This window comes from Taibaiella soli (assembly GCF_003236175.1).
Lineage (GTDB): Bacteria > Bacteroidota > Bacteroidia > Chitinophagales > Chitinophagaceae > QKTW01.
The window spans coordinates 22882-36245 of the sequence record NZ_QKTW01000008.1 but is presented as its reverse complement, the minus strand read 5'-3'; the positions used below and the strand labels follow the sequence as shown (position 1 = coordinate 36245).

At 46.4% G+C, this 13364-nt stretch carries 6 protein-coding genes; 1 reads left to right on the top strand and 5 read right to left on the bottom strand.

The genetic code is table 11. The annotated features are described in order from the left end of the window. Positions 1–260 (top strand): hypothetical protein (locus tag DN068_RS22230; RefSeq protein WP_207798860.1); only part of this gene is annotated, 260 nt, incomplete at its 5' end. Here the strand turns inward: DN068_RS22230 and DN068_RS05310 are convergent. The 5 genes from DN068_RS05310 to DN068_RS05290 all read right to left on the bottom strand — a co-directional run bounded on the left by DN068_RS05310 (position 252) and on the right by DN068_RS05290 (position 13313). Beyond that, positions 252–1715, bottom strand: coding sequence for an MBL fold metallo-hydrolase (locus DN068_RS05310; protein ID WP_110997859.1), 1464 nt, complete (start codon positions 1713–1715; stop codon positions 252–254). The two genes, DN068_RS22230 and DN068_RS05310, sit on opposite strands and share 9 nt — an antisense overlap. A 110-nt stretch (positions 1716–1825) precedes the next feature. Further along, positions 1826–2851 (bottom strand): PorP/SprF family type IX secretion system membrane protein, encoded by a 1026-nt coding sequence (locus tag DN068_RS05305; RefSeq protein WP_110997858.1) that lies wholly within the window; start codon positions 2849–2851, stop codon positions 1826–1828. Positions 2852–2867: 16 nt separating this feature from the next. Further along, positions 2868–7427, bottom strand: coding sequence for a PKD domain-containing protein (locus DN068_RS05300; protein WP_110997857.1), 4560 nt, complete (start codon positions 7425–7427; stop codon positions 2868–2870). 249 nt (positions 7428–7676) lie between these two features. Continuing rightward, complete coding sequence (locus tag DN068_RS05295; protein ID WP_110997856.1) at positions 7677–8726, bottom strand: PorP/SprF family type IX secretion system membrane protein; 1050 nt, start codon at positions 8724–8726, stop codon at positions 7677–7679. Positions 8727–8747: 21 nt separating this feature from the next. Next, positions 8748–13313 (bottom strand): PKD domain-containing protein, encoded by a 4566-nt coding sequence (locus tag DN068_RS05290; RefSeq protein WP_165836287.1) that lies wholly within the window; start codon positions 13311–13313, stop codon positions 8748–8750. Between the last annotated feature and the right edge of the window lie 51 nt (positions 13314–13364).

Sequence of the window (13364 nt, the reverse complement as noted above, 5' to 3'; positions counted from 1 at the left end):
TTCCGTTTTTTGTGTGCTGCTTAACGATAAATACCTCCGTGCCTTCGTGTCGTTGCGAGCGCCCCATTTTTGTGAAAAAACGCCTTGCTTCTCTGCTGCTCCTTTTTGCGGGAAACTACACGCATGGCCAAACAGCATTGCCATCGATGAACGGTGCCAACGCCAATGCAGCCGAATCAGGGCAACTACGGTGGCTGCAAATAAAAAAGGTTGCCGGAAGGCAACCTGCAGGATTCATTTTAATGATCGAATTATTTTGACGCTGCCACGATGTCTGAAAACGGAATCTGAGTTTTAAGGCCGTAATCTGATACAGGCCAGGATTGTATTACTGTTTTTACAGGTATACGCCAGCCGATAATAGCATCATAAAGGCCCTGCTGTGGCGCACTGGATTTCTTTACCGTGCCATCTTTGGGAATCCCGACTAAATCTCCTTCAAACAGTAACTGCTCAGACGGAAAGTAATAAACGAGATAGTCTTTTGTGTGATGGGAACGTGCACCGAGATAATAGAATCGCATAATGTACTCGCCGTCTGTGATCGTTTTCTGGCTGTCGATTATTTCAAATTGAAGTGGTTTGGGATCCGTGTATAGTTTGTCGGGAGCTAAACTGTGTGGATTGGTAGCTAAATAGCGTATATAAGCCGTATCTCCCGCCGTACTTAGTACCGTGGCACCTTCGTGTACAAACGGCCGTAATCCGCCGGTATAGTGCGGATGATAGTGAGAGAAGGCAAAATATCTGATTGGTTTGTCAGGGGCAATTTTATGCGCTTCTGCAACTATTATATCGCCGTTCTTACTGTTTAACGGTGCTTCCGCCACCAGCAGAAAATCTTTGAACTCGACAACCATCACTCTATCATTGGTGTGCTCCAGGTTGATGAAGTGAATATGATCGCTGTATTGCTCTATGGTGAACGCTGGTTTCTTCTCTTCTTTTTCTTTGAATGTGTAGTTGTCCGGCTGTTTCAATAGGTCTGGAGCCGAGCTGACTAGTTCCGTATTTTCAATGCGCACCGTATCCAGTACTTTACCGTTTATTTTGGAAATGTAAACGGCCTTCGGATAATATAATTGCTTTCCCGATTGTTGATAGCTGCTGTAGTTGTAGGTTGTAAGCACATCACCGAAGAGGTCATCGTCACTGAGTGTGGTAATTTTATCAAGTAAACCTGTCGATTTGCTGATGTACAGTTTTACGATCGTTTTATTAATTGTCTGTTGGTAAACAGCAGATGTTTTATTGCTTTCCCGGCTTAATTCTGTTTTGTTTTTTCTGAAATTACCGATGAGTAGCGAAGGGGTATAACGTGCGGCTTTTACAGGCTGATCGGTAAACATGTCTTTTGTAACAGCATACAAATCCTTATCGCCGTAATCGAGGAGCAGTAGTGTTGCCGGACTGTATTGCGTTTTAGAATAGTAAGTGCGTTTACTGGTGGTATTGGTGAGTGTATCATCTTTCAGGAAGTAATCGGCATTCGTGTAGATAATACCGTTCGCATCATAGTGTGTCGTCTTCCATGGTTCAAAATTATGAGTGAGCTCGTTGAGCTTTTCTGTAAAATGAAAGGATAAAAAACTCTTTTCCGATATGGCTTTTACTTGCTTGTTCCAGCATTCCCCGAGGTAATCTTTTTCCTTGGCCGTTGCGTGAAAGCTAAACGTAGCAAGAGTAATGGCGGTTGCGATTTTTACAATATTCATCAGATGTTTGATTAATTGTCAGCACGTGATATTGATGCACAGAATTAATATTGATGAACGGTGCCAACGCCGCTGCAGCCAAATCATTGCGAGCCGATGACTGCATTCCTTTAAAAACGCGGACACATATGACGGTCGTTGTAGCCGCTACCAAAAAATCCTGTTGTAAAGAAGGACAGTTCAAACCCACCCCGAAGGTTGGATACTGTTTGTAAAGTTGAAATATTCACATCATAGCTCATTGCAAAGACCTGACCTTTGTATTCCAGTTTTACAGTTGGCACAATGGCGTCATTTACGCGATAAAACAAACCGGGCGAAAACGCAAAATCGCGACGGTTCTGATTGTTGAATTTGCTCCAGCGTACTAATCCGCCTACGATGATTTCCTGATAAGCGCCCTGCAGCATATAGTTGCCGTGCAGCTGCGCGCTCCATGCGTCATCGAATGTGAGGTTGAGACCGGCATTCAAACCCCATCTTGCAGCGAGATTGATCTCCGAACCCTGATCATAAAAAGACTCCTTTGGCTGTGTAAAATGGTAACCTGAAAAACCAATGTAGTAGCTGTTCTTATTGTCGTTGCCGAAGCTGCTGTTGAAACTTACGCCTGCGCCGAGGTCCCAATGATTAAGTTTAGGATTCGGCAAATTTTCACCTGCACCGGCAGATGCAACAACCGTTCCATTTTGATATTGATTATCGAACGTCATCTTGGAAAGATCGAAGCTGCGTTGCACAAACCCGCCAGTAAAGCCTACAGACAAGTATGAATTGTGATTGCCTTCTAAAGATTTGTTGTAGTTGATTGACGGATAAAACGCAGTTGTTTTGAAATTGATCTGCCCTGCTTTATCTGAAAATCCGAGAAAACCGAGTGTCAGATAATCGTTACCCTCTTTACCGACAGGTAATCGAAATTCACCGGTAACTTGTGCTGTTTTAAATGGTTTCCCGATGCTGCTCCACTGATTTCTGTATTGTACGCCAGCTTTATAATCTTCCGAGAAAATGCCCGTAAGTGCGGGATTCCGGAGTATAGCCGATTCGTAGAACTGAGAAAAATGTATGTCTTGTGCGTCTGCAACGTTACAGAGGCAAACCAATAATCCGATACTGCATAAAACTTTTTTCATGTTGTTGGTTTTGCTTTTAACGAATTAGAGAAATATCACCTTGCCAGCTAAATTCTTCACCTGTATCACAGACGCCGTCAATTGTGTATACATAAACATCAGGGCTTAGTTCCTTACCATTGAAAGTACCATCCCATGCGTTGTTATAATCGTTGGCGTCGATGTTTTTACGTTCAAAAATCATTTCTCCCCAGCGATCGTAGATACGGAAGAGTTTGATCTGACGAATACCTCTGCCACGCGGATAGAAACGATCGTTGGTCCCGTTCCCGTTCGGGATAAATGTGTTTGGAATATAGACCTGGCTTGATTGACAGATCACGTGGACGGTTACGTTGTCTGAATCATGACAACCATAATCTGTATAAGCACGCACCACGTAATCGGTAGTGCTTTTTGGCGTTGCTTCGGGATCTGCGCAGGTATTACAATTCAGACTTTCCGGAGGTGTCCATGCATAGCTGACGATATGATTGCCAGTAGCGGAAAGCTGTACACTGTTACCTGCAACCATTGTCTGATCCTGGCCGGCATCTACGTGTGGACGCGGATGCACAAGGACATTGATATAGCCAGTGTCAGGAATACAACTTCCTTCCGAAACAATCACAACATAATTCACCGTTGTATCCAGATGCGCTACAGGGTCGGCAATATGTGCGTTGTCGAGGCCCAGTGGTGGCGTCCAGTTGTATACTTGTCCGCCGTAGACATGCAGTTGTATCGTATCGCCTTCGCAGATTTCGCCGTTTGCGCTGAAGCTGGCTGTAGTTTTGGTTTTGATGGATACGCGAACAGTATCAGTACTGGCACATCCGTGAATATCCTTACCGGTTACGGTATATAAGGTTGATGCAGTTGGTCCGGCATGTGGATGCGTACAGGTATCGCAATCCAGTGACCCGGCCGGCATCCAGGTATAAGTAACGCCGCCCGCCGGCATCAATATCGCTGAGTCGCCGAGACAAATAGTAGTATCAAGACCGGCATCGATTGTTGGCAGCGGATAGAATGTAACATCTGAGTGCAGTGTGTCTTTACAACCCGTTGTCGTAGTATGTATCAGTGTGACCGCATAAGTGCCGACACCATTGTAGCTGTGCGTAGGTGACGCAGCAGTGCTGGTAACACCGTCGTGGAAAACCCAGAGAGTGCTGTTGATTGTTGAGTAGGTACCGTGTGATGTATCGATAAACGTTAACGTACCGCTGTTACAAGCCGGATAAGGTGTAAATGTAAATCCGCCGATAACACCGTCTACTTTGATTGTGTCCAGACCAACACTGATTGCAGAACAACCGGCATTGTCGGTCATGATCAGTTTCGGAATATACGTTCCCGCAGTTGTATACGTGTGTGTCGTGGTTTGTGCATTGGTTGGGGTCGTATGGCCATCGGAGAAGTCAAATATAAAGCCTGGCACATTTTGTTCTAACGCAGTGAAGTTGACCGTAAGCGGAGCACAACCGGAAAGCGGTGTGTATGAAAGCTCTCCGGAATAACCCAGTACGCGCACCTTACCCGTTGCGGTATCTGTACAGCCATAAGCATTGGTAGCAATCAGTTTCGGAACGAAAATGCCGGAATTATAAACATGCGATGGTGTTTGCAGAATCGAATTGCCGTTATCTCCAAAGTCCCAGAAATAGGAGCTGCCGCCAACAGTGTTATTGGTAAAATTCACGACGAGTGGCGGACAGATTCTGAACGTATCGCTCATGGTGAATGCTGCGGTTGGCTTGGCTACAATCGTAATATAATTGAGCTTGACGATTGAGTCTCTACAGCCGCCCACAGAATCTATCGCAACCAGCTTTACGGTAAATGTACCCAGCTGGTTGTATATATGGTTTGGATTGGTTTGGGTTGAGCTCGTGCCATCGCCGAAATCCCATTGATAGTGCAGCGGTGAACCCTGTGAATTGTTCAGGAAAAATACCGCTTTGCCGGGGCAGGAAATAGGATTGGTAGCCGAGTAATTGGCAACGGGCTTGCGTACTTTCAGGTAATCAATTAATGTGAGTGAATCGGTACAGCCAAAATTATCCGTGACTTTTAGTTTGATGGTATAGTTACCGGCGGCCGTATAGAGCTGTGTTACCGTTGTGGAGTTAGGGCTGGATATCGGGCTGCCTATGCCAAGATCCCAGACACGTGCCGTTGTGTAATTGCCCGCTATATCGGTTGTCTGGTCAGTAAATAAAACATTTGCCGGAGCACAGGCGATACTCGGGTTTACACTAAAGTTGACAGATGGCCAGCCAACGTGGATGTAATTGGTTCTGGTATAGGTTTGGTAGCAATCATGAATATCACGTACCGTAATTGCAACCGTGTAAATGCCAGAATACACGAATTTATAATCAAAATTAGCAGTAGTGTCATACCAGGTAGAGCCGTTGACCGTCCAGTCGTAACGGGTAGGAGCGCCACCTGTTACCGATGACGTAAACTTGAGCTGTCTGTCGCGGCAGATATTTGTATCTGTAGTAGAAAAATAAGGAACAAGGCCAACGATGGTCAATTGCATGGCCAGTGTGTCATGGCAGCCTGTAGTATCATTCCATGTAATAAGCAGGGCCGTATAGTTACCGATTGCGGGATAAGTATGAGATGCATTGAAAGAGGAACCAGTGGTACCGTCGCCAAAATCCCACAGCCAGCCCGTAGCACCGAGTGAGTTGTTGGTGAAATTTACTTTTAAAGCTGTATCGCAACTATAACTGAATGTAGCCTTCGATTTCGGAAAATTGATATGAACGTAGTTCGTTTTTACCATTGAATCCGGGCACCCGTTGTTGTAGGCTGTTAGTTTTACTGTGTACGTTCCCGGAATAGAGTACGCATGGGTCGGGTTTTGCTGGCTTGAATTCCCTTCGCCAAAATCCCATTCCCAATTAGTAGTATTTGTAGAGCTGCTGTCGAAAAACTGAACTGGTTCTTTTACACATGCAACTAATGGTGCTGCGCTGAAATTGGCAGTTGGCGGTACGCCACAATGGACGGTCTGCGTCAGAATTTTGCTACAGCCATTTGCTGTGTGTAGCGTGAGGGTAACGTAATAAGTGCCGGAGTCGGGATAGGTATGCTGTACCGCAGATTGCGTAGAACCAGAAGTACCATCGCCGAAATCCCAGGTTTGAGACGTAACTGCATAAGGATAGCCATTACTGTTGGAAGAGAAGTTAATTGTAACCGGAATACAGCCCCCTAATTTATCAGCCATGATAGCTGCGTTAAATGGATTGATCTTGATGTAGGAGTATTTGGTCAGACTATCCTTGCAACCGTATTGAGTGGTGGCAACGAGTTTTACATCGAAATTGGCATCAGACATGTAGGTATGCAGCGGATCCGTTTGATTGGAAGTGGCTGTGTAGTCACCGAAGTTCCAGGTATAACTTGTAGCACCAGTAGTGCCATTCGTAAATTGAATTGGTGTAGGAGAAGGGCAAGGATTAAGTGGCGATGCCGTAAAATTGATCACCGGTTTCGGATGAATGACGATCGTTTTGGATTTTGTAACCGAACAGCCGCCATTAAAAGCTGTCATCGTTACGGTATAAGTACCTGCAGTGGTATAAACATGCGGTGCCGTAAATCCACTGGCTGAGGCGCCATCTCCAAAATCCCAGGAATAGCTGATTACCGGCGGAGATGTTGTCTGATTAAAAGTGACAGGTTCATCTACGCAGGCTTCTGTCGGACCTTGAAAATCCGGAGTAACCTGTGCGGCCGGCAGCGGTATGTTGGCCGTGTCTTTACATCCGTGGCCATCGGTTACAATCATTACGGTAGAGTAGTTACCCGCATTGCTGTAAGTATGCGATACCGGAGAGCCAGTCCCTGAACTGTTATCTCCGAAACTCCAGGCAGCAGTGAATGGACCAAAACCGGTACTGGTGTTAGTAAAAGTCACTGCACTGGGAACATTACAGATTGCCGAAGGGGAGATCGTATAGTTTGCTACGGGCTGATTGTATACGTGAATTAAATTGGTATCCGTTTTAAATGTGGTACAGTTTGCGCTGTTTTTAGCAATCAGCGTGACACTGTAGTAGCCGGAATTATAGGAATGTGTTACCGTAGCTGCAGTTGGAGGGCTGGTGCCATCGCCAAAATCCCAGCCGGTGATAGTACCGGTGCCGGGCGAATTCCAGGTGATGTTACTGGTAAATGTTGTTGTTAGCCAGGGGCAGCCTGCTGTATCGCTGGCTGTAAAATTTATTATCGGAGAAGCGTATACTGTAATCTGTTGGGTTGCGGTGCTTACGCTGCCGTTTGGATAAGTAACGGTGAGCGTTGCCGTATAGGCAGTAGAGTACCCGCTGGTTACATAGTAACTAGTAGAGATAGTCCCTGTGGGATTGGTTGCGTTGGCATTATTCCCGAAGGACCACTGGTAGTTGGTGCCCGCACTTGTTCCTGTAGATGTATTGGTAAATGTGACCAGCAATGGTTCACATCCAGATGTTTTGTCGACTGTAAAACTTGCTGTTTGGGCAAGCGACACTGTTGATAGAGTTAGTAGTAATATGCAATACAGAAATAGTTTTCGGGTAAAGGTGGTGTTCATAAGCAAAGATCCTTTTAAACAATTCTATAAATTTAAAAAAATATAACAGACCAGTCAAGGCCTTTTACAGTATAAAGTAGCAAGTAGTAAGTATCAAGCGGTTACTGGAGTTGAAACGGTCCATACCTGGTCATATAAACAACAGCCAGACGACTTTGAGCCGTCCGGCTGGTCTTAAATGGTTTCTTACATTGGCGTTTGATCGCGTACTGCCTACAAATCAGATATCAGCAATCGGAAATCAGTGATTTACCACGCTTTCGGACAAACCGTTCTGGCCCTGTCGAATTGTGCTTTAAACAGTCCTGTTTTGAAAGCCGATATCTCAAACCCGCCGCGGAGATTACTCGCAGCCTTCAGCTTCGAGGTATTGAAATCGTAGCTGGCAGTTACACCAAAATCGCGGTAAGTCAATTTGAAAGTTGGAATAATCGCATCGTTTACCCGGTAGAAAATACCTGCATAAAGTGCCAGTTCCACTTCGCGCATCTGATCATCCATTTTGTTCCAGCAGAGTAAGCCGCCGGCAATCGTTTCGTTATAGGAGCCCTGCAGCATATAGTTGCCATTAAACTGCACCTTCCATATATCACTGACGCGCCAGCCAAGTCCTGCATTGATATTCCAGCGGGTGTCCTGGCGAATGTCTGATTCATCGGTAAAGAATGCATCTTTCGGGCGGGTAAGATGATATGCCGCTACGCCGACGATATATGCTACATCGTTATTCTGGCCTGCACTACTGCTGAAGTTGATGCCCGCACCAAGATCCCACTGCGTTATTTTGGGATTAGGCAATGTTTCACCATTTGCATTCGTAGCATTGAAAATTCCGTTTTGATATTGTTCGTCAAACGTCATACGACCCGGATCAAAACTGCGTTGTACATAGCCGCCGGTAAAGCCGAGCGACAGGTACGACTCGTGTTTATCTTCCAGCGATTTGTTATAATTGATCGATGGGTAGACTGATAACGTCTGCAGGTTAATGCTACCCGCTTTATCATAGTAAGCGAGCAATCCGAAGCTAACAAAGTCATTAACTTCATCACTTACCGCTACACGGCCTTCAGCTGTTACTAATGCCGTCTGAAACGGTGCGCTGATACTGCTCCACTGACTGCGGTAAATGGCCCCCACTTTATAATCGCCGGAGAAAATACCGGTGAGTGCCGGATTTCTCAGAATCGATGTTTCATAAAACTGAGAGAAGTGAATGTCTTGCGCCGAAACCTTTAGCGAGCTAATGGCCAGCAGCGCGAGAGAAAAATATATGGAACGTAAACTGAGCTTTTTCATAAATCTTCTTCTTTAAAACGGTTATCGAATCAGCGTTACATCACCTTTCCATGAAATAGATTCTCCATTGTCACAGACCCCTTCTATCATGTATACGAATACATCCGCATGTAGTTGTTGTCCTTTGAAAGTGCCATCCCAGCCGGTCGTTTTATCATTCAGGTCAAAAGAAGTCCGTTCATACACCATTTCACCCCAGCGGTTAAATACGCGGAATGATTTCACTTTGTCTAGTCCTTTTCCCCTAGGGTAGAAATAATCATTGTGGCCATCGCCATTTGGTGTAAATGAGTTTGGTACAAACACCTGACTCTGGTCGCAGAGAATATGTATGGTTACAACATCTGAATCCACACAGCCAAAATCAGTATAGCCAAGCAAGGTATAAGTAGTAGTAAGCTTCGGTGAAGCCGTAGGATTGGCGCAGCTGTCACAACTCAGCGTCTCTTCAGGCGACCATACATATTGGCGGATGCCTGACCCGTTGCCATGCAGAACGGCCGTGTTGCCAGCCACAATTTGCTGATCGGAACCTGCATCTACAATTGGTTTCGGATGCACCACAATGTTTACATAATCCGTATCCGGAATACAGCTGCCTTCCCAGCTGATGAGCATGTATTTGGTATTGGTAGTTGGTGAAGCCTTCGGTGTTTTTGAAGTGCTGTTGTCCAGACTCGCCGCCGGTGACCATTGATAACGTTGTCCGCCAATGGCCTGCAGCATATAGAATGCGCCGTTACAGATCTCTCCGTCGGGGCCGGTTGCCGCTACTGTTTTAGTTTTCAGCGACACCATTACTGTATCTGTGTTTTTACAGCCGTTACTGCCTGTACCGATAACGATATAAGAAGTCGGCGTGGTCGGATTGGCCTGAGGGTTGGTGCAATTGGTGCAACTCAACGTCGGCGAAGATTCCCATGTGTAAGACACACCGCCATCTGGTTGTAAGGTAGCAGCATCGCCCACACAGATCACGGTATCCAGTCCTGCGCTGATCGTTGGCAGGCCAATTACTGTTACGTTTTTCTCAATCGTATCGCGGCAGCCCTGACTGTTGATTGCAATCAGTGTTACCGGATAAGTACCAACCGTATCGTAAGTATGCATGGTCGTTTGTCCGCCGCCGGTTTGTCCGTCGTTGAATGCCCACATCCAGCCATTGATAGCAGAGAACGGACTATAAGAGCTGTCCTGGAGCGTTACCGGTGAATGCACACAGGCAGGGTGCTGATAAGTAAAATTAGCAATCACGCCGTCTACCTTAATTGTATCCAGACCTGTGCTGGAAGTAAGGCAGCCATTTCCGTCACTGATGATCAGCTTCGGTACAAAAGCGCCCATTGTTGTATAAGTGTGTGTGGCGGTAGTACCGGTGGCGCTGGCCGTCACACCATCGCTAAAGTCCCAGATCAGAGATGGAACGTTTGCAATGCTTGCGGTGAACTGAACCGTCAGTGGCATACATCCTGTGAGTGGCGTATAGGTGAGCGCACCCGCATAACCCAGTACGCGAACACTATCGCGGGCGGTGTCACGACAACCTTGTCCATCAATAGCCACGAGCATCACTGTGTATTGTCCGGAATTATTAAAGAAGTTGGCAGGATTAGCGACCTGCGAACTACCACCGTTGCCGAAATCCCAGTTAAAAGCGATGGCATTGGTACTGTTATTGGTAAACTGCACATTGAGCGGTGGACAGATGGCGAGGGAATCACTCATGCTGAAAGCCGCGTGTGGTTTGGTAATGGAGATATAATTGGTACGCGTAAAAGTGTCTTTACAACCTGTAGGATCAGTAACAATCAGTCTTACCGTAAATACACCTGTCGATGCATAAGCATGCGTCGGGTTGGTTGCATTTGAGGTAGTGTTATCTCCGAAATCCCAGCTGGAGCTGAGTGTCGTTGGTGATGTAGAGTTGTTGTAGAAACTAATGATTTCACCGATGCAAGGTCCTGTTTTGCTGGCCGTAAAACTGGCATGCGGATGCCTTGCTTCGATGTATGCAAGCCGTGTAAACGAATCCGTACAGCCTACATTGTCTGTTACAGTCAGTTTTATATCGTAGGCACCTGCATTATAGTAAGTGTGGTTGGTATTGCCGCTCGTTGTGAGCGTGGCAGAAGTATTATCTCCGAAAGACCATATCCAGTTAGTAAAATAAGTGCCGGCGATATCCCTGGTGGAATCTTTAAACTGCGCGATCATTGGCGTACAACCCACAGGCGGTGTGGCTCCGAAATTGACATACGGCTTAGATACGTGCATGTAGGCTGTTTTAGTAACCGTGTGCACGCAACTGTGTGCGTCTTTCGCTATGAGCGTAATCTTGTAGATACCGGTATCCTGATACTTGTATTTAAAATTCGGAAGCGTATCCAGGAATGTTGCTGTAGGCGTCACTGTCCAGCCGAAGCCGCCCATATCTTGAACGTTGAGTGCCTGGAAAAAGGCGGTGTCATCTTTACAGATCGCAGTATCCAAAGCTTTAAAATCTGGCTGCGGGTTGATGAGCGTTACCGTGAATTGCGCCGTATCGCTACAGCCGGTAGTGGTGTTATGCGTGATCAGCTGACCGGTATAAGTGCCGAGCGCCGGATAAACATGCGATGGGTTTTTGACTGTGGAAGAGGTGCCGTCACCAAATTTCCAGATCCAGGTGCTGTCGCCGAGTGAATTATCTGCAAAGTTTACAGCAAGCGCTGTGTCGCAACTATACAACATTGCAGGCATTGCTTTTGGTGCCAGCGCTGTGATTAATGCCGGCATTACCAGTGAATCGGCACAACCATTATTGTATGCATACAGTTTTACATCCCAGATACCAGGCAGTGAAAACGGATAGTCCAGACTTGGTAGGGTAGATACGCCACCATCACCAAATACCCATTCGAAGGAAGTAGCGTTTTGAGACAGATTGGTAAAATGTACCGGATCATGGAGACAGGTAGTGGTTGGTGTTGCCGTGAAATTGGCTGTTGGGTGCGGACCTGCTTCTATCGCCATAGAATCTGTATGGGTACAGCCATTGGCGGTTACCACTGTCACTTTCACCAGATAAACACCAGGGCTTTGGTAAGTATGCGAAGGCATGGTTTGAGTAGAAGTGCCGGTGCCGTCGCCAAAATCCCAGGTATAGCTTACTGCTGTGCCAGGATAAGTTGTAGTTGAATTATACAGTGGTGGAACGGTATGTGTTTTCGGGAATGGCTTAAAATCGACCGGAAGCGGTGCACAGCCAGATGTTTTGCTGGCATAGATATCCACAAACAGATCATAGATGCCTACGTCTTTGGTAACGGAGTCTTTACAGCCAAAAGAAGAACTAACGATCAGCGTCACCGGAAAAACATAGTTGTTGGTATATGTGTGTGTAGGGCTGGTAGCTGTGCTGGAACCACCGTCGCCGAAGCTCCAGGTATAACCGTTGCCGCCGCCAGATGTGTTGGTAAAACTGATGGTTGCCGGCGCCGGGCAAGCCAGTTGTGGTGCAAATGTAAAGTTCGGCGTAGGCGAAGGACGCACTGTAATGGTATGCGTTATTGAATCGGTACAGGAGCCGGAGTACGCAATCATTTTTACGGTGTACGTGCCTGCAGTGGTATAGGCATGGTTGCCATCGAGATTGGTAGACGTGGTGCCATCGCCAAAATCCCAGTATGCGGTGCCCGACAGGGGATTGGATGTATTGGTAAAATGAGCGGTGTCTTTTACGCAGATACTGGTAGGGCCCGTAAAGGATGCCTGCACGGTAGAAACATGCATAAATGCAGTCTTGGACACGGTGTCTTTACAGCCATGTCCATCCGTTACAATCACTTTTACATCATAGTTGCCATTGGTGGTGTAAGTATGGGTAGTCGGGTTGCCGGAGCCACTGCCGCCGTCGCCGTAAGTCCAGGAATAAGTATAAGGATTTGCGCCGGTCGCTGTCGCTGTAATCGTAGTTGCTGCCGGAGGATTGCACAAATTGGTATTGCCTGTGAAATCAACTGTAGGTGGATCGTAGATATGGATATAACCAGAGTCAACTTTTGTTTTGGTACAACCGGCACTGTTGGTGACTTGCAGCGTGATGTTGTAAAATCCCGGGTTTGGAAAGTAGTGTGATGGATTTTCCAGATTAGACGTTTGTCCATCGCCGAAGTTCCAGAGAAACGTACCATTGCCCGTAGCATTAAGTGCCGATGTATTGGTAAACTGAATGGTACTACCCGGACAGGCTGCCAAAGGACTCGCCGTAAAGTTGACAGCAGGCGAAGGCTTCACCGTAATATAATTGGTGATTGTTTTGGTATTGGAACTACCTCCGTTTGATACCGTCAGCGTAACCGTATAGGTACCGGCAGTAGAATAAGTGGTAGACGGATTTTGCAGCACCGAAGTAACGGAATTGCCGAGATTCCAGTTGTATGTGGTGCTGGCATTGGTACCGGTAGACGTACTTGTAAACTGCACAACCAGCGGCGCACATCCTGTGACGTTATTGGCCGTAAAATTGGCGGTTTGTCCCCAGGCCGACAAGCAGCAGAAGAAAACAGCCAGTGTAACAAGTAAGAGCTTTCGGGTAAAAATATTCATAGGTATCATCGTATTAGTTCAGGTATACTCAGTGTTTTAAAAATAGATAAA